This is a genomic window from Gordonia sp. 852002-50395_SCH5434458, from assembly GCF_001665905.1.
Taxonomy (GTDB): Bacteria; Actinomycetota; Actinomycetes; order Mycobacteriales; family Mycobacteriaceae; genus Gordonia; species Gordonia jacobaea.
Genome location: NZ_LZTC01000092.1, coordinates 43,852 through 60,736, shown reverse-complemented (window position 1 = coordinate 60,736; position 16,885 = coordinate 43,852). Strand labels below are relative to the sequence as shown.

The following is a 16,885-nucleotide window of genomic DNA, read 5'->3' as shown; positions in this document are numbered from 1 at the left end:
CCGGTCCGGAATCCGGTCCTCAGACCACACCATCCGGACCACTCAACGACCGACCGCCACCTCACGAAACTTCGAGGCTAGGCACCTTCTCAACAGTCTTGATCCTGAGTGCGGATGCCGCCACCGGCTCACCGGTCTCATTGTCCACCCACCCGACCGACCATTCGGAATGCAGCAAGTCGTTGCGGAAAGCCACCTGATCGGCGACGTCCCGGCGAAGCGCGTTAAGTATTCGCTGCTCATCAGCGTCGAGCGACGCGACGTGCATCGCCAACCCGAAGAACGCGTCGCTCATCGGCTTCGCTGTCATGGTCGCGAGCAGGATGTCGAGCCGGTCATCACCCATAACTATCGGCTTGTCGACTGGAGCAAGAAAGGCATGAATGGCGGTCCGCAATGTCGATATCAACTCCGAGAAAACCGTCACGTAACCGCCGATGGCCCGATGAAGCTGCATCACATCTGGCAGCTCGTGATACGGCGTCGATCCGCGCTTATGAATCTCGACTTCGTGGTCGTCAGACACCGGCCACTCCCAAGCGAATCAGACCCGTTGGTGCACGGTTAGGGCACGCTGGCCAGCAATAACGCTCTGACCTGGTGGTCCCGGCTGGGATCGAACCAGCGACCTTCCCGGTGTGAACGGGACGCTCTTCCACTGAGCCACGGGACCGCGCGCGACGCGCAAAGGCGTCGGTGCACGAGGGCAAAGACTACACGGATCGACGCCGGGAACCCAAATCGCGGCCCAAGGGTGCGTCTTGGTGCCATCGCGACACTCTCCGCCTGCACACTTCCCACTTTCCGAGGCTCTGACCAGGCGATTTGTTAGAAGCGTGTCGGTCGGATAATGTTCTGCATCGCATCGCGAGCAACAAATGGTCCACAAGATCTGCTCGCGAAGCATGCGGATGTAGCGCAGCTGGTAGCGCATCACCTTGCCAAGGTGAGGGTCGCGGGTTCGAATCCCGTCATCCGCTCGGCGCGAGTCGACTCGCATCTGGTGGTGTGGCCGAGTGGTGAGGCAACGGCCTGCAAAGCCGTGTACACGGGTTCGATTCCCGTCGCCACCTCCAAACCACCAATTTCATACCCGCGCGATTAGCTCAGCGGGAGAGCGCTTCCCTGACACGGAAGAGGTCACTGGTTCAATCCCAGTATCGCGCACCATAGTTAGGCCAGTTCAGACGCGGTTTCCGAGACATTCGGGAGCCGCGTTTCTGCTATCCGGGTCCGCTGTGCACGCACAATGCACGCACAAGGTTGTAATACCGGGACGAACTGGCAGCGTTGTGCACGCACCTGCACGCACTATTCCCCCACGACGCGCAGCGCCGGAGCCGACGGCGTGACCGACGTCGCGACCGCCGACAGGAGGCCAGCGGACGCCGACAGGTCCTCACGGAAGAGACCCACGTACACGCGCTGCGTGATCGCCACCGACGCGTGCCCCATCCATCGGCTGACAATCTCGATCCGCACACCGGCCGACGCGCACAGGCTGGCAAACGTGTGCCGGAGCGCGTGCACGGTGATCACGCGATCCTCACTCGACAGCCCGGCCAGATCAGCCGCCGGGATGATCACCCGTTTGTTCAGGTTCGACCGCCGGATCGGCGCGCCAGCGGCACCAACGAACACGGGGTCGGTCGCCGCCTTCCCCTGCACGTGCGCGCGGAGGTCAGCGACGAGGTGCGGCGCCAGGTCGACGTCGCGCACCTTGTCACCTTTGGGTAGACCGGGCACGAGGTGGCCCGCCTCCTCTGTATTGGCGCGGCGTACGTGAATGATCCCTTTGGTCAGATCGAGGTCACGTACCTGAAGGCCGGACAACTCCCCTACGCGCAGACCGGAGTACGCAGCGAAGCGGAGGAGCAGACCGTCGGGTGATGCCGGAGCGGCCGGGATGATCGGCACGCCGTCGGCGTCGCGTTCGAGGTCAAGTTCTGCCTTACGGTCCCGGCCACCGCGGGAGCGGTTCGAGCGGAGCATGTAGAGATAGTCAGCGGCCCGTGCCAAGCGGTCGACCTCGACAGCCGACAGGAACACATCGGCTATGCCGTCGACCTTGGGCAGCTTCACCTTCGCGGCCGGGTTACCGCGCAAGCGACCATCGGCCACGGCGTAATCGAGAACCGACGACAGCACCACATAGCACCTGTGCACGGTGGCCGACGACAGCCCGGACCCGACGAGGTCAGCAACCCACCCGGTCACCTCACCGTGCGTGATCGACCCCAACTCACGAGACCCCCACACCGGCGTGATGTGGTTCTTCAGGATCGAGGCGTAGTTCTTCTGCGTCGTGGTGCTCTTGTCGATCACCAGAGTCTTCAGCCACGCATCGGCCACGGTCTGCACGGTGGTGCGACTCTTCCGACGGTCGACGTGCGACCCGTCGCGTAGTTCGGCCGTGAGCCGGTCCGCCTCTGCCTGCGCGTCGGCTTTGATCTCGAACGTGCCGCCGGAGCGCTCCCGGCCGTCGAGGTCCACGAACTTGATAGCCCACCGCGCGCGCTTGGGTACCTCGACGCCGTCGACCACATGCCAGCCGGAGGACCGTTTCACCCGCCGCCGGTAGTTCGTGTAGTGCTGATCAATCACGCGGACGTTGCCAGGCCGTCGGCGCGTTGTACGGGTCTGCGCAGGTTCGTTCATGCGGTCCAGAGTATCCGCTGACCTCTTCCCGATGCACGCACACCTCTAGTGTGACGTAGTTCACAGCGAGGAATATCGCGCTGACCTGCGCTGATAGTTGTCACGGTTGACGATCACGGGTTTTCGCGTCGTCGCTGGTCACCGGATTATGTGTCTCGAACCGGGCCGGGTCCCTGTAGTTTTCGAGTTGACGAGCAACCGTGACAACTATTGTCCCCCAACATGTTTCGAGCGTTTCGTGTCGATTCCGTGTGCTCTCATGGTGTCACCGGAACAAACCAGGAGGACCAATGAACACAATCGACGTCACCGAAGCACGCGTCGCGGCCGACGCCGCTCCCCTGCCCACGCTGCCCGCTGACCCGGCGGTGCTGCTCGACGAGCGACAGGCCGCATACCTCGCCGGACTCAGCCCGTTCACGCTGCGCAATATGCGACAGGCCGGACGCGGACCGCGCCACGTGCAGATCGGCCGTCGCATCCGCTACCGGCGCCTCGACGTCGAGGTGTGGATCGAATCGCACATCGCTGCCTGACTCTCGCACGATCACCACACATCGCCGGGGAGGCGGTAGCGCGAAACGTATTCGCGCGCAACGAAAGTGGAGAAATGCCCTACAACAAGAAACGGCGCCCGGCCGGGGAGCCGAGCGCCGTCGCCGCGATCACCAGTCGCAGAGCAGGAGATGCCCACCTCGACAATACGTCGGTGGTCGGACACTTCGCACGCCTGGCGCACGAGATCGCCGATGCAATTCCCGGCGCAACGGTCGGGCCGCTGGCCGGTAAGGAACCGGCGAACGCTGGCAGTGGGTTCTACGACTTCGTGTCGGTCGATGACCCCCGGTTCGACGAGATCGCTTGCGCGGCAGACGATAACCCTCGTGTGAGCGGCATCGGCTGGCGCCCGTCGGCCGGTCAGGGGGTGATTGACTACGACGCGTACAAGCCGGGTATTCCGGAGAAGTTCGCCGCGTTCGCCGCTGCTGTCGATCTGCCTGACACGCTGACGATTGTTACCGGTCAGGGTGGTCGTCACCTCGTGTTCTCACTGCCCGACTACGCGCATGAGTCGGGGCTGTCGGTGCCTGAGGGGAGCGGAATCGACGCCGTGCGCACGCACTGGCAGGGCTACTTGGTCGGACCCGGTTCGGTTCACCCGGACACCGGCGACCTGTACCGGTTCGAGGAGCCTCGTCGGCCGATCGCTGAGTTACCGCCGGACGCGGTCGCTGCACTGACGGCGTCACGTCGCCGTACGAGCGGACGCGTCGGCCGACCGGCCAATGATGAGGTTGCGCTGTGGCTGTATCGCCACGGCAGCGGACGGCCGTCGGCCGCGATGCGCACAGCGGTCCGCGATCTGGGAACGATGCGTGAACACGCCCACGACACGATGCGCGATGCGATCTGGCGCTGTCTGCGTCTGGCCGACGAGGGCCACCCCGGCGCCCAGGTCGCTATCGGCAAGGTCACCGCGAAGTTCCTCGACGAGATGACCCGGCGTGAGCGCGTCGGTCTGCCCGGTGTCCGCACGCCTGAGGAGGCCATGTACGAGATTCGCGATGCGCTGGCCGGTGCGGTGGCCCACATCCTCGCTGACCGTGAGGGGGTGGCCTGATGGCTGACGCTGACGAGGTCGCACGCAAGGTGACCGAGGAGCTTGTGGGCAAGCCTCCGCAGGAGCGAAAGCGCAAGCCGCGCAAGGATATGCACAAGGTTGCTGACGCGATCGAAGTCTACCTGCGCCGGTATTGTGTGCTGCCCGGTGAGCACTGCTACGTGGCCGCGACGCTGTGGGTGATGCACTCGTGGGTGGTCGAATCGTTCGACACGACGCCGCGTCTGTTCCTCGACAGTGCGGTGCCCGGTTCGGGTAAGAGTCGCGTGCTCGAATTGCTCGAACACCTCGTGTGCTGGCCGCTCAATTCGTTTTCTGCGTCCCCGGCCGCGTTGATCCGGTCGATCGACGCCGGACAGCGAACAATCCTGATCGACGAGGTCGACACGGTCTATGCGAAAGCGGCAGGGACCGAGGACATCACGGCCGTGATCAACGCCGGGTACAAGCGGGGTGCGAAGGTGCCGCGTTGTGTCGGTCAAGGTGCCGACTTCGAGGTGGTCGAACTGTCCGCGTTCGCGCCGATGGCGCTGGCCGGGCTGACGACCAACGTCCCCGACGCAGTGCGGTCACGGTCGATCCACTTCCGGATGCGCAAACGCATCGCGGCCACCGAACCGCTGGCGCGTTACCGGCGTCGGGACGCTGAGGCTGAGGCCGGGTCGATGCGCGCCTCACTGCGCGTGTGGTCGGAGTCGACGGTCACCGATGCGCTGGCAACCGCGCGCCCGGTGCTGCCCGACGGCGTCGAGGATCGACCAGCCGAGGTCTGGGAGCCGTTGGTGGCTGTGGCCGACGCGGTCGGTGGGCAGTGGCCCACACGTGCCCGTGAGGCGTGCGCTGCGTTCGTGTTCGCGAAGTCAGCCGACGGCCCGTCGCTGGGGGTCGAGATGCTGACCGCGATTCACGAGATTATGGCGACGTTCAAGCTCGACGACATCGCGACCCCGACGCTCATCACTGCGATCAAAAACATGAAGGACGCGTCGCCGTGGCCTCCGTCGCGGGGTGACCTCGAACCGGCCGTGCTGGCGCGGTTGCTGCGTCCGTTCGATGTCGAGCCGAAGCAATTCAAGGTCGACGGCAAGAAAGTGCGCGGCTACCGGCGGTATGGCGATGGCGGTCTGTTCGATGCGTTTGCGCGCTACGTCGAGGACGGCGACGCACCCGACGAGGAGTCGCGCAGCGTGCCCGAACCGAAGCGGACGAGCGTTGTCCGAATCGACCGGAGCGGACGTCGGCCGCTGCTCAGACTCGACTACGACATCCGCGATGTGCCCGGTGTCGACCCCGACGACGAGGAGACGGCGTCGTGACCGTCTCCGCGCCCGTCCTCGTCAGAGGCGGTACTAGCGGTACCCCCGGTACCCGCGTGGTGTATCCGCTGGTCAGAGCGCCGCTGGCGTGGTACCGGGCTGGCGAAATTACCCGGTACCCGACCGGTACTGACCCGGTACCCGACCCCGATCGGGTAGGTACCGGCAAGACGCGGGTACCGGGTACCCGGTACCTACCCGGTACCAATTTCACCCCCTCTGACCTGCGAAGTACCGGCAGTACCGCCGGTACCGCCGTCTCAGCCAATGGACGGGAGCACACGAGCGCATGACCGCATCCACGAGCGGCACCGGACCCCGATCGAAAGCACGCGAGAGCGCGATCGAGGCACGGCGCCGACAGTTCGACGAGTACGTGCATCGGATGCTGACCGACCCGATGCCGGGGACTACCTGGCACCCGTTGTTCAGGTGGCCGTCGGACTCCGACGAGGAGTACGCGGCGCGGGTCGCCGAGCACGAACGCAACACACAGACCACCGGCCACGCGGCCGGGGAGAGATGAGGAACGATGAGCATCATGGACACGCCGCCGAGTGACGCGGCATACGCACACGAGGCCACGAGGGTCCGGCCCAACGCTGAGATGAGCCAACCGGGTCGCAAGGAGGTCGCCGAGCACAACAAGCGCGTCATGGCCCAGGCTGGGGATCGGCTGATGGCCTCGACGACGTCGGTTGCACCGGAGCCTGCGCCGCCGGTCGGTAGTCATCCGCCGGTGCCCGACCTCACCGCCCAGGGGGACATCGGGCAGGCCGTGATTGACCTCGTGCGGTTCGACCGGATCGAGGCCGCACGCACGCGCTGCGTCTCGCGCGTTGTCGAGGAGGAACGCGCGCTGGTCGACGAGGCACACGGAGACGCACTCGATGCACAGATCGACGAGCACCTGACGGCGGCGTGGTCCGCTGCCACGAAGAAGGAGCGTGTGCCCGCGCTGCTGGACCCCGTCATCCGGTGGGACACCCACGAGCGCGTCGTCGAGGACCGTCGATTGATCGGCAGGCGGCTGCGTAGCGCGATCGACGACCGCGCGGTGTCCGACGCGCAGGAGGCCGTGACCGGTGCCCTCGACGACATCCACGCTCTCGTGATCGAGGAGGGACAAGGGGCGCTCACGGACGCAGTGCAGGCACACGAACGATTGACCCTGGCCAATCTCGACGTGGACGCCGACGCGGGTGCCCTCGTCGACCGAGGCGACGATGGCGCGTTGTCGGCATTGCGGCTCTGGCGCGCGGCCGTCGTGCGATGGGAGCGCGCGCAGGCTGTGCGGCAGTGGGTTGCCGCTGCCCTCGACAGGGGTCTCACCGTGAGCAGGGAGGGGTCGGTGTGCGTGGTGCCGCCTCCCCGTATGCGCAGCGGTGAGTGGCTGTCGGAGGCGGATCGGCAGCGCGCCAACGCACCTCAGGCTGAGGAGCGCACCCGGGGGTCCTATTGCTGGCAGGGGTCCGCGCCGTCGTGGTTGGCTGGCCGGTCTGCTCACGAGGTGCTGAGGTGGTTCGTTGGCCTTGATGCTGGCGACCGGCTGTCACCGCGCGGTGTCGTGAGCGATGAGGTGTCGGCATGACGAACGAGGACACCTACGACCGCGGTTTCGGTCGATACCTCGATCGAGACATGCGGGATCGGCCGCACACGGCGCAGGAGGCCACCGACGAGCGCGCAACGCGTGGACAGGGCACGGTGGCCGACCAGGGGTCCAGTGGGGACAAGCCTCGTGCGCCTCGTGGCGACGATCGCGGGTTCGGCAGGTACTTGCCGCCTGCGTCGTGATCTAGCCCGTCAGCGGCTATTACGGCCCCGGTATCGCACACTGCGTGCGGCCGGGGCCGTCGTCGTGTCCGGCGCAGGTGGCAGGATGAGATGACCGGGGGTGTCACCCCTCCCCGCCTGCGCACGCAGGGCCCCGCCGCGTACTGTCCTCACGAACGAGGCCAAAGGTTAAAGGCACTCGAAATCGGTCCTGACCAGGGCATTTAGACCCACTGAGAGCCACGCTGACGGCCGTTCGCAGCGTCGTCGAGGTCGAAACCTACACCCGCGCAACGCATTACGTGGCACGGTGGCGCGCTGAGAGTACGGCTGAGAGTAGACCTCGCACGGTTGACGCCAACCGAACCAGTTGCGACACAACGTGATTCACGTGCACCGGCGGTATCCTGGCAGCACACCCGGACATCACCACCGGGGCGACAGGAGACACCGACATGCCACCCAAGAAACGGACCGCCGGGGCTACCGGCGACGCCATACGCGCGTTCTACACGACGTGGGCAGCCGACGAGGGTCTAGAACTCGACGTGACCGACCTCGCGCTGCTCGAACGCCTGGCGAAGGCCACCGACCTGGCCGCGCGGATCGAGGCCCAGATCGACGCCGACGGCCCGATGCTGACCACCGAACGCGGCACGAGCAAACCGCACCCCGGCCTACCCGCGTTGCGCGGAGAGGTCGAACTAGCCGCGAAGCTGACCGTCCTCCTCGACAAGCGCATCGAGGACGCCGCGTCGGACCAACCGGCCAACCGTGGCGGCGTCGCACCGTTCGCCACACGCGGCCAGTACAACCGCACCGGAACCGACGACACCCCGGCAGCGGTGCGTAAGCCCGCACGCACGCCCCGGAAGCGGAGGCAGTGACGTGGTGCGCAAGAGCACGGGACCACGGCTGTCGTCGACCTCGACGGCAGCCAAGGCGCCGGAGGAACTGACGTTCGCCGACGTACCGGCCGACCTGCGTCCGTCGTCATTCGCGCGTGTGTGGCTGTCCGTTGTGCCGTTGCGCCCGGACGAGACCGACGAGAGGCACTGTTCGCTCGCATTCGGCCTCAGCGTTGACGAGGGTGACCGGGAGCGGTCCGTAGGGCGCACGCTGGCTGTCGATTCCCACTGGCGCACGAAGCTAGCGCAGGAGGCGCACGCGGAGGCCTACCGTGCATGGCTGGCCGACAACGGCCTGGCCGACCTCGTGCGGAGCAACGGCGCACCGACCGGCGCGTGGTCGATGCAATCGTTTCGCCGATGGGACGAGGCCCGACGCGGCATCTGATCTGTGCACGCACTGTGCACGCACACACTCCGGTTCACCCCGGTTTCTCGCGATCCGGCAACGGTTCGACACAACGGCATATATGCAGTTCAATCGGTGTTTCTGAGTTGGCGCCGGTTTGTGCCGGTTTCTCGCAAACGTCGAGATGCGAAAACTGACACGGAAGAGGTCACTGGTTCAATCCCAGTATCGCGCACCATCAGATCCCGCTGTTCGCAGCGGGATCTTTTCGTTCCCCGGCCCCTTGGCGCAGTTGTGTGGGATCCACGGGTACAAAAATGCCCCCGAGGATCCCACGCAACTCTAAGCGGTGCTTGCGTTCGCCACCCGAGTGCGGTCTGATTGCCAGACTGACACGGGGTGCCGACACAAGGTCGGCTGAGATCAGACCCGCAGAACCTGCTCCAGTTAGCACTGGCGAAGGGATGGTCCGAAAATGCCTGCAGCGCTGCCTCTTTCCGAGCACGTCATTCTGATCACCGGCGCGGGCCGCGGACTGGGCGCAACGCTCGCACGCGCCGCGGCGCGTGAGGGTGCGCGTGTGGTCGTCAACTATCGACGCAGCGCCGACGCGGCCGTTGCGCTGGCAGCAGAGTTCGGCGACCGAGCACTCGCCGTCGAAGCCGACGTGACCGACCCCGACGCGGTTCAGACGATGATCGACACTGCGACAACCTATTTCGGCGCGCCTATCTCGGCGGTGGTGAACAACGCCCTGCCCGACTATTCGTTCAACGGCGACGCCCGCTCAACCGCCGACACCATCAGCACCGCAGAACTCGACGCGCAGTTTCGCGGAATCGTCGGTGGCGCACTGACAGTCGTACAGGCGGCGCTTCCGGGCATGCGCGAAGCCGGTACAGGGCGCATTGTCAACATCGGCACCAACCTCGTGCAGAATCCCGTTGTCCCCTACCACGACTACACAGCCGCCAAGGCCGCACTCCTGGCGCTGACTCGCACGCTGGCCGCCGACCTCGGCCCGGACAACATCACCGTCAACATGGTCTCCGGCGGACTCCTGCGCACCACAGACGCGAGCGCAGCGACACCCCCTGAGATCTTCGACGCCATCGCCGCGTCCACTCCCCTGCGGTCGGTCACCACACCAGAGGAATTCGCCGACGCCACAATGTTTTTCCTCTCACCGTGGTCGCGGGCGGTCACCGGACAGAACCTCGTCGTCGACGGCGGCCTCGTCAAGGACTGAACACCGGCAGGCATACTGCGAACATGAACATCGACTACCGCCCGGGCAGCTTCACCGTCGTCGACTCATCAGGTCGCGAGGCCGCATTCGACGGGGACCAGTACAAGTGGGAGATCACCGACGGCATGCTCATCGTCAACGCCATCACCACCGAGGGCCAGGGCGCGATGCCATACGAGGTGACCGAACTCCGCGAGATCTACGCGGGCTCGTGGCGACTCTCTCTGGGGTGAATCCGGAGCTTCGTCGTGCATCTGAGCCCGCCGATCGCCTTCCGACGCCCTCGGCGCGGTCGTAGAATCGTATGCATGACTGCTGATATGACACCCGGCTGCGACAACCCCGACTGCACCTGCGGGCCCGAGTGCTCGTGCGGCGCCAACTGCACCTGCGGAAAGAAGTAGCGCCGCCTGTGCCACCACATCCGACCAGCCAGGTGGCCGGCGATGCTGCACCCGAACAGCATTCCCAGAGCGCCGTGGCCGTCGACGTCGTGGTCGACCCCTCACTCGCAGGCGTCGTCGCCGAGGTAGCTGCCGCAACCTTCCCCCTGGCCTGTCCGCCGCACTCGTCGCCCGACGACATCGCCGAGTTCATCACGACCAACCTGGCCGAAGCGAACTTTGCTGCCTACATCGCCAGCGACGAGAGCGACGTGTTGATCGCACGCACATCCGACGGCACGACGGTGGGCTATTCGCTCGTGCACCACCGGCCATCGACCGACCCCGACGTCGCAGCGGTGGTCGTCGAGACACCGTCGTCCGAGCTGTCGAAGATGTACGTACTCCCCGACCATCACTCACGCGGTCGCACCGAGCCGCCTGCACAGTTGCTGATGCGCGCCGCGATCGAGACCGCCCGTGATCGCGGCAGCGTGCTCGTCTGGCTCGGCGTCAACCAGGAAAACGTTCGCGCGCAACGCTTTTACACGAAGATGGGATTCGAGCGTGCCGGGGTCAAGACGTTCGACCTCAACGGCAGCATCGAGCACGACTTCATCCTGACCCGACGCCTTTAGACTGAGCGCGCCGGGACCTAGTCAGCGCACGGGAACGTCGAGTGCCTTCGCGATGGTCGGCCATTCGCGGTGCAGATCCTGGTTCCAGTAGCCCCAGGAGTGCAGACCCTGCCGGAAGTTGTAGGTGATCTTCACGCCCGCCTGATCGGCCTTCTGCTTGAATGCCGTCGTGCACTCGAGCGCGGCACGCTCGAGTGCGCCACCGACCGGCGAGGCGATCCCAGCGAGGCCCAGCGAGAGGTCAGGAAGTCCGTCGCCCACAGCGACATAGATCGGCTTTCCGCGCAGTGCTGCGATGTGTTCTGCGGGTCGTGTTCGGTCCACAGCGGGTCGGTGATCGGTCCCCACATGTTGTCCGGGTTGCCGCCGCGCGTCTGTACCGTCGCCGCTGTCGCGCGACGGAAATCCGGCGTCCCCTGATCGAGGCATCCGCTGAATGCCGCGACGCCCGAATACATCTCGGGGTTGCGAACCGCGATCGACATCGCGCCGAGTGCGCCCATCGACAGCCCACCGATCGCGTTCACACCGTTGGTGTCGAAGCGCTTCGCGATCAGCGGCGGGAGTTCTTTGGTCAGGAATGTCTCCCACCGGTTGTTCTTGAGGATGGGGTCGTTCGACCGCCAATCGGTGTAATACGAGCCCGTGCCTCCGATCGGGAGCACCACATTGACCTGCTTGTCGGCCATGAACTTTTCGATGTCTGTCTGATAGGTCCAGCCACTCTCGGTGTAGTTGGTGTAGACACCGCCGTCGATCCCGTCGAGAAGATAAAGGGTCGGACGCGGCGTCGACCGATCCCGAGGCAACAGGACGCTGACCGTGATCCGCCTCTTCATCGCTGCGGAGTACGTCGTCACCTGAGCGCGCGTGGCGCTCGCCATGCTCACCGCTTCAATGCGTGACGCGTCGGTCGAGCTTAGGGGTTCCGCAGAGGCCGGAGCCGAAATCGCCACTCCCACAAAGAGTGCCGCGACCAACGCAGCAGCCGCCGTCATCACAATCCGCACAATTACCCCCAGGGTCGAGTCATACGAGACGCCGACGCACCCCGCTCATGAGCGCAGATTCCCGTCCCCCGACACCGACTACACTACTGAGGAGTAAGTAAAGCACGACTGACTTCAGTGAACACTCGAACACTGGAATTCGGCTGACAGTCGGCGCTAGCCGATCGCCGTTTCCGACGACCGCGACAGCGCGAGAAGTCGCGACGTCGCACGGAGATACTTCTTGCGGTACCCGCCGGCAAGCATCTCGTCGGTGAAGATCTCGTCGAGCTTCCCACCCGACACCGTCACGGGGATGTCGGCGTCGTAGAGCCGGTCGGCGAGAACGACCAGGCGCAGCGCCACCGATTGATCCTTGGCCGGATGCACGTCACGGATACCGACAAGGGACACACCGTCGACCAGCGCTTTGTACTTCGACGGATGCAGCGTACTCAGGTGCTCGCAGAGTGCGTCGAAATCGTCGAGGGTCGCGCCGGGCGTCGACTCTACGAGAGCGACGAGGTCGGCGTCGCTGCGCGGGTCGGGTGCAGGCGGTAGGTCGCGATGGCGGTAGTCGGGTCCGTCGACGCGGATGGTGTCGAAGACGGATGCGAGCTTGCGGATCTCCCGCAGGAAGTCCTGTGCTGCGAAGCGCCCCTCACCGAGTTGCCCGGGCAGCGTGTTCGACGTCGCGGCGATCGACACACCCTGCGCGGTGAGTTCGGCGAGCAGTCGCGAGATCAGCATGGTGTCGCCGGGGTCGTCGAGTTCGAACTCGTCGATGCAGAGCACCGAGTGGTCGGACAACCGCTCGACGGCCTGCATGAATCCGAGCGCGCCCACGAGGTGCGTCACCTCGACGAACGTCGCGAACGACTTGGGTTCTGGCATCGCGTGGTAGATCGACGCCAACAGGTGCGTCTTGCCGACGCCGAACCCGCCGTCGAGGTAGAGCCCGACGCCCTGCTGTTGCTTGTTGCGGGAGAACAGTCCCTTCTTACCGCCCCTGACCTTGCGTGCGCGCGTCACGAAGTCGCGAGCGGCGTCGACGGCCTGCGACTGCGTAGGCTCGTTCGGGTCGGGGATGTAGGTGTCGAAGCTGACCTCGTCAAAGGTCGGTGGCGGCACCATCTCATCGATAAGAGCGTCGGGAGACACGACCGGATTGCGGTCGACAAGACTGGCCACCATACCGGGAGCCTAGCGATAACCATCGGAGGGACGAGATGCTCTACCTGCAGAAAGCGACCCAGGTCACATTATCTCCCGACGACGACGTCGACGGGATCGCCGATCTGTACGCCTATCCCACCGACCTCGACCGCCCGTGGCTCAGAGCCAACATGATCTCCACGCTCGACGGCGCGGCGTCGTTTCAGGACAAGTCCGGGGGGCTCGGTGGCGCGGGCGACAAAGCCGTCTTCCGGGTCCTTCGTGGATTGTGCGACGTCGTCCTCGTGGGCGCCAGAACAGCGATCGACGAGGGCTACGGCCAACCACAACCCGACGCTTCGTTCGCCGCGCGCCGATCGGCCGCGGGCCAGACGCCCGCTCCTCGGCTCGCCCTGATCACCCGGTCGCTGACGGTCGACCCCGACTTCGCGCTGCTGAGCGACCCCGCCACCGTCGTCATCACCACATCCCAGGCCGACGCCACCCGTCGCGCTCGCCTGGCCGACGCGGGTGCGACTGTCGTCGATTGCGGTGACGACGCCCTCGATCTCCACCAGGTGACCGACTACCTCACGGCGACCGGCAGCCCACGCATTCTGTGCGAGGGCGGCCCCAGCTTGCTCGGTTCGTTCGTCGACGCCGATCTCGTCGACGAACTGTGTCTCACTGTCAGCCCCAACCTGGTATCCGGCGACGCCCCACGTATCTCACACAGCGATCGCGACGCCGCGACGCTGCACCATCTGCGGCTCGTGCACCTCCTCACCGACACCGACGGCTATGTCTTCAGCCGGTGGAGCCGTTGACTACGCTCGCCCACATGCGATCTGCGCGAGGCCGACACGGACAACCCCGGCGACCCCGTCACCCCTGGACCGTCGTCATCGGCGCCACCTGCGCTCTCGTCGCGGCGCTCGTCGTGTCGTCGTGCGCAGTCGGCCCCGACACCGGACCAGGACTCGTACCCGCGGGCGACGGCGGCGGCAACCAGTCTCCGGCGTCATCGAGTGCCGCACCACAGATCCCCGCACTGCAGAAGCCGCGCAACGAACTCGACTGGCGCGAGTGCGGTAGCCGGGTCGCACGGGACTACTCGACGACGGCGCCGAGCGGCGTGACCATCGAGTGCGCCACTCTGCCCTCCCCCATCGACCCCGATCGCCCCGGAGACACCGTCGACGTCGCGTTGACCCGGGCCCGGGTGGCCGATACCCCCGCCGACGCTGCGCCTCTGGTGCTGACCTCGGGCTCCGACCTTCCTTCGTCGCGCACACTGCTGCTCCTCGCGGGCGGCGCGGGCAAGAAACTCCTCACGAGCAATCCGGTGGTCGCAGTCGACAGGCGCGGGATCGAACGCAGCGGCGCACTCGACTGCCTGACGCGCGACGAACGCTCGACGATCCGCAACAACGGCCTCGGTGGTGGGTCGTCGGACACATCTGCGCGGCTCACACGGCTGTCCGCCGCGGCGTCGACCGCCTCGGACGGCTGCACCGAAACACTTTCTCCGAACCAACTGCATTTCGGCATCTCCTACGCGGCGTCCGATCTGGAATCGCTGCGTGAGCGGTGGGGAGTCGACAGGCTCGGGCTGATCGGCGTGGGCGAGGGGTCAGACGTGGTCATCGCGTACACCGCCCAGTACGGCGGTCGGACCGGGCGCATCATCCTCGACACACCGACGCCCTTCGGCGCGAATGCCCGTGACACCGGCGCCAACGAAGCGACCGGAGTCCAGGCCGCACTGCGAACCTTCGCCCAGCGCTGTTCCTCTCTGCCGTCGTGCGCGTTCGGGGCCAACGGAACCCAGACGATGCAGAGCGTGCTCGACAAGGGGCGCGACGGTCAGCTGGGCGGCATGTCGGACACCGATGCGCTGACCGCGATCACCACGGCACTCGCACTCGCGCCCAACAGTCCCGACGGAATCAACTCGGTGGCATCGGCCATCGCCGCCGCCGACCGCGGAGACACCCGTGCCCTCTCCGGACTCGCCGACGATGCGGCGTCGCTGCGTGAGTCGGACGGACAGCTCGTCGCCGCGTGCAACGACGTGTCCGGACCGATCGGCCAGAACGAGATCCCCGGCCTTGCAACGACCTGGAGCAAGCAGAATCCGCTCACCGGAAACAACTCGGCACTCTCGCTCGGTAGGTGCCTCGGCTGGGCGTCGACACCCACGGTCAATCCGCCGAACTCGTACCCTGTCCCACCGCTGCTGCTCAACGGCACCGGCGATTCGATCAACGGCGGCAACGGCATCTCGACCGTCAACACGGTGCTGACAAAGGCGGGCGCAGACTCGGTCAGCGTGACGTGGGAGGGCCTGGGCTACTCGGTGCTCGCCCGCAGTGACTGCGCTGCCGACGCGGTCTCCGACTACATCGAGCAGGCACCGCTGAGCGGGCCGTCGGAACGCGGTTGTCCGACCTGACCTAGTCCTGCAAAACGCGTCGCAGGATTCCTACGCCGGCACGGCGGGGCCGACGCCGTGTCGGACGCCACTCGTAGTACGGTTCGCGGGTGGCCTCTCTCGACAGGATTCTCTACCCGCAGATGACGGTGCAGCGGATCATCCCGCTGGTGCTGTGGCCGCTCACGATCATGACGGCGATCCACCGGTCGGTGATTCTCGCGATCAACGGCGACCGGACCGACGACTTCACGCCCGTCTACCAGGCCGCGTTGCGGTTCATGAACAACCAGCCGGTCTACAACGAGAATCTCAACACCGTCGACCCGCATTATCTGTATCCGCCATCCGGGACGTTGTTGATGGCACCGATCTCGGTGCTGGATCCGCAGACCGCGCGCTGGACCTTCATCGGGGTCAGTGTGCTTGCGTTGGTGATCTCGGCGCTTCTTCTCACCAAGCTCTTTGGCTACTCACTCAAGTCGTGGGTCTTGCCGACCATCCTGTTCTTCTTCTTCTTGACAGAGTCGACGGCCCACACTCTGATCTTCACGAACTTCAATGCCTTTGTGCTGCTTGGCATGTCCGCATTCATGCTCCTGATGATGAAGCGTCAGGATTGGTGGGCCGGTGTACCGATCGGGCTGACCATCGCCGTCAAGCCGGTGCTCGCCCCCCTCCTGCTGCTCCCGCTGCTCAACCGTCAGTGGCGCATCCTGGTCACCGGAATAGCCGTCCCGCTAATCCTCATGGTCATCGCGTGGCCGCTGTCGGCGGACCCGAAAGCCTTCATCGACCGAACACTCCCCTATCTCGGCGAGGCACGCGACTACTACAACAGCTCGATCGCGGGCAACGGCGCCTACTTCGGTGTCGCACCGTGGCTGGTGCTCGTTCTGCGCATCGCGTTCGTTCTGATGGCCGTGTTCTCGCTGTGGTTCCTGTACCGCTACTACCGCACGACCAATGAACTGCTATGGCTGACCACCTCGTCGGGTGTGCTGCTGACCACCACGTTCCTCGTGGGCGCGCTCGGGCAGGGCTACTACTCGATGCTGCTGTTCCCGTTGATCATGACCGTCCTGATCCCGGGCTCAACCATCCGCAACTGGCCGGCATGGCTCGGGATATACGGCTGCATGACTTTCGACTCGTTCTACTCCCGCGAATGGACGGCCTTCGGCTGGATGCTGGAGTACAACAAGGTCACCTACGGCTGGTCGCTGTTGATGATTGCCGTGTTCTGCTCACTGCTGTTCCGTTATCTCGACGTGCGGGGACAGGGTGAGGGTTCGCTCCAGCGGCAACCGGAGGTTCCGGCCGCCGAGGCACCGTCGTCCACAGACACCGCGGCTGACCGGACCGTCAGCCAGCCTCGATAACGGGCCAGTGGCACGGCCAATGCGACA

17 protein-coding genes, 4 tRNA genes, 1 pseudogene and 1 riboswitch are annotated in these 16,885 nt (G+C 65.6%); of the genes and pseudogenes, 17 read left to right on the top strand and 5 right to left on the bottom strand.

Annotation, left to right across the window (positions count from 1 at the left end):
• Positions 1 to 61: 61 nt before the first annotated feature.
• Positions 62 to 526: a hypothetical protein gene (locus A5785_RS19805; RefSeq protein ID WP_156528161.1), complete on the bottom strand. Its 465-nt coding sequence runs from the start codon at positions 524 to 526 to the stop codon at positions 62 to 64.
• A gap of 72 nt (positions 527 to 598) precedes the next feature.
• Positions 599 to 673: transfer RNA gene (locus A5785_RS19800), tRNA-Val, on the bottom strand.
• Positions 674 to 907: 234 nt separating this feature from the next.
• Here A5785_RS19800 and A5785_RS19795 point away from each other — a divergent pair.
• From A5785_RS19795 to A5785_RS19785, 3 genes are all read left to right on the top strand, one after another.
• A tRNA-Gly gene (locus A5785_RS19795) sits at positions 908 to 980 on the top strand.
• A gap of 22 nt (positions 981 to 1,002) precedes the next feature.
• A tRNA-Cys gene (locus tag A5785_RS19790) sits at positions 1,003 to 1,076 on the top strand.
• 19 nt (positions 1,077 to 1,095) lie between these two features.
• A tRNA-Val gene (locus A5785_RS19785) sits at positions 1,096 to 1,170 on the top strand.
• Between the two features lie 141 nt (positions 1,171 to 1,311).
• On the opposite strand, the gene A5785_RS19780 is transcribed toward A5785_RS19785, so the two are convergent.
• Positions 1,312 to 2,658: a tyrosine-type recombinase/integrase gene (locus A5785_RS19780; RefSeq protein ID WP_082946625.1), complete on the bottom strand. Its 1,347-nt coding sequence runs from the start codon at positions 2,656 to 2,658 to the stop codon at positions 1,312 to 1,314.
• A 290-nt stretch (positions 2,659 to 2,948) separates the two neighbouring features.
• Between A5785_RS19780 and A5785_RS19775 the strand changes: the two genes are divergently transcribed.
• The 11 genes from A5785_RS19775 (at position 2,949) to A5785_RS19725 (ending at position 10,898) form a co-directional block, all read left to right on the top strand.
• Entirely contained in the window at positions 2,949 to 3,194 is a 246-nt protein-coding gene (locus A5785_RS19775; protein ID WP_082946624.1) for a helix-turn-helix transcriptional regulator, read from the top strand.
• 74 nt (positions 3,195 to 3,268) lie between these two features.
• Positions 3,269 to 4,279 (top strand): bifunctional DNA primase/polymerase, encoded by a 1,011-nt coding sequence (locus A5785_RS19770; protein WP_064868566.1) that lies wholly within the window; start codon positions 3,269 to 3,271, stop codon positions 4,277 to 4,279.
• A complete protein-coding gene (locus A5785_RS19765; protein ID WP_064868563.1) occupies positions 4,279 to 5,595 on the top strand; it encodes a DUF3631 domain-containing protein in 1,317 nt (438 codons plus the stop codon). The genes A5785_RS19770 and A5785_RS19765 overlap by 1 nt, the downstream gene beginning before the upstream one ends.
• 289 nt (positions 5,596 to 5,884) lie before the next feature.
• Positions 5,885 to 6,121, top strand: a complete 237-nt coding sequence (locus A5785_RS19760) for a hypothetical protein (RefSeq protein ID WP_064868560.1) — start codon at positions 5,885 to 5,887, stop codon at positions 6,119 to 6,121.
• A gap of 6 nt (positions 6,122 to 6,127) precedes the next feature.
• Positions 6,128 to 7,186, top strand: a complete 1,059-nt coding sequence (locus A5785_RS19755; RefSeq protein WP_156528158.1) for a hypothetical protein — start codon at positions 6,128 to 6,130, stop codon at positions 7,184 to 7,186.
• Complete coding sequence (locus A5785_RS19750) at positions 7,183 to 7,392, top strand: hypothetical protein (RefSeq protein WP_064868554.1); 210 nt, start codon at positions 7,183 to 7,185, stop codon at positions 7,390 to 7,392. The genes A5785_RS19755 and A5785_RS19750 overlap by 4 nt, the downstream gene beginning before the upstream one ends.
• Before the next feature lie 434 nt (positions 7,393 to 7,826).
• Positions 7,827 to 8,258: a hypothetical protein gene (locus tag A5785_RS19745; RefSeq protein ID WP_064868551.1), complete on the top strand. Its 432-nt coding sequence runs from the start codon at positions 7,827 to 7,829 to the stop codon at positions 8,256 to 8,258.
• A gap of 1 nt (position 8,259) precedes the next feature.
• A complete protein-coding gene (locus tag A5785_RS19740) occupies positions 8,260 to 8,667 on the top strand; it encodes a hypothetical protein (RefSeq protein ID WP_064868548.1) in 408 nt (135 codons plus the stop codon).
• Positions 8,668 to 9,013: 346 nt separating this feature from the next.
• Positions 9,014 to 9,110, top strand: a riboswitch (TPP riboswitch).
• Positions 9,104 to 9,877 (top strand): 3-oxoacyl-ACP reductase, encoded by a 774-nt coding sequence (locus A5785_RS19735; protein ID WP_005201908.1) that lies wholly within the window; start codon positions 9,104 to 9,106, stop codon positions 9,875 to 9,877. (Overlaps the previous riboswitch by 7 nt.)
• 23 nt (positions 9,878 to 9,900) lie before the next feature.
• A complete protein-coding gene (locus A5785_RS19730; RefSeq protein WP_049697224.1) occupies positions 9,901 to 10,110 on the top strand; it encodes a hypothetical protein in 210 nt (69 codons plus the stop codon).
• Positions 10,111 to 10,355: 245 nt separating this feature from the next.
• On the top strand, positions 10,356 to 10,898 hold the full coding sequence (locus A5785_RS19725; RefSeq protein ID WP_064868588.1) for a GNAT family N-acetyltransferase: 543 nt from the start codon (positions 10,356 to 10,358) through the stop codon (positions 10,896 to 10,898).
• A 21-nt stretch (positions 10,899 to 10,919) separates the two neighbouring features.
• Here A5785_RS19725 and A5785_RS19720 read toward each other — a convergent pair.
• A pseudogene (locus A5785_RS19720) lies at positions 10,920 to 11,896 on the bottom strand (alpha/beta hydrolase).
• 168 nt (positions 11,897 to 12,064) lie between these two features.
• Positions 12,065 to 13,081 (bottom strand): cell division protein ZapE, encoded by a 1,017-nt coding sequence (gene zapE / locus A5785_RS19715; RefSeq protein ID WP_005201904.1) that lies wholly within the window; start codon positions 13,079 to 13,081, stop codon positions 12,065 to 12,067.
• Between the two features lie 35 nt (positions 13,082 to 13,116).
• Between zapE and A5785_RS19710 the strand changes: the two genes are divergently transcribed.
• From A5785_RS19710 to A5785_RS19700, 3 genes are all read left to right on the top strand, one after another.
• A complete protein-coding gene (locus A5785_RS19710) occupies positions 13,117 to 13,869 on the top strand; it encodes a pyrimidine reductase family protein (RefSeq protein ID WP_064868545.1) in 753 nt (250 codons plus the stop codon).
• 14 nt (positions 13,870 to 13,883) lie between these two features.
• Positions 13,884 to 15,497 carry an alpha/beta hydrolase gene (locus tag A5785_RS19705; RefSeq protein ID WP_231895056.1) on the top strand — a complete coding sequence of 538 codons (1,614 nt, stop codon included), beginning with the start codon at positions 13,884 to 13,886 and terminating at the stop codon, positions 15,495 to 15,497.
• 89 nt (positions 15,498 to 15,586) lie between these two features.
• A complete protein-coding gene (locus A5785_RS19700; RefSeq protein WP_064868542.1) occupies positions 15,587 to 16,858 on the top strand; it encodes a glycosyltransferase family 87 protein in 1,272 nt (423 codons plus the stop codon).
• Positions 16,859 to 16,885 lie beyond the last annotated feature (27 nt).

Bases quoted from the DNA above. Each gene is read 5' to 3' on its own strand.
- A5785_RS19730 (WP_049697224.1), top strand. From the start codon at position 9,901: ATGAACATCGACTACCGCCCGGGCAGCTTCACCGTCGTCGACTCATCA.
- A5785_RS19750 (WP_064868554.1), top strand. From the start codon at position 7,183: ATGACGAACGAGGACACCTACGACCGCGGTTTCGGTCGATACCTCGAT.
- A5785_RS19745 (WP_064868551.1), top strand. From the start codon at position 7,827: ATGCCACCCAAGAAACGGACCGCCGGGGCTACCGGCGACGCCATACGC.
- A5785_RS19735 (WP_005201908.1), top strand. From the start codon at position 9,104: ATGCCTGCAGCGCTGCCTCTTTCCGAGCACGTCATTCTGATCACCGGC.
- A5785_RS19760 (WP_064868560.1), top strand. From the start codon at position 5,885: ATGACCGCATCCACGAGCGGCACCGGACCCCGATCGAAAGCACGCGAG.
- A5785_RS19705 (WP_231895056.1), top strand. From the start codon at position 13,884: ATGCGATCTGCGCGAGGCCGACACGGACAACCCCGGCGACCCCGTCAC.
- zapE (WP_005201904.1), bottom strand. From the start codon at position 13,081: ATGGTGGCCAGTCTTGTCGACCGCAATCCGGTCGTGTCTCCCGACGCT.
- A5785_RS19770 (WP_064868566.1), top strand. From the start codon at position 3,269: ATGCCCTACAACAAGAAACGGCGCCCGGCCGGGGAGCCGAGCGCCGTC.
- A5785_RS19710 (WP_064868545.1), top strand. From the start codon at position 13,117: ATGCTCTACCTGCAGAAAGCGACCCAGGTCACATTATCTCCCGACGAC.
- A5785_RS19780 (WP_082946625.1), bottom strand. From the start codon at position 2,658: ATGAACGAACCTGCGCAGACCCGTACAACGCGCCGACGGCCTGGCAAC.
- A5785_RS19765 (WP_064868563.1), top strand. From the start codon at position 4,279: ATGGCTGACGCTGACGAGGTCGCACGCAAGGTGACCGAGGAGCTTGTG.
- A5785_RS19775 (WP_082946624.1), top strand. From the start codon at position 2,949: ATGAACACAATCGACGTCACCGAAGCACGCGTCGCGGCCGACGCCGCT.
- A5785_RS19755 (WP_156528158.1), top strand. From the start codon at position 6,128: ATGAGCATCATGGACACGCCGCCGAGTGACGCGGCATACGCACACGAG.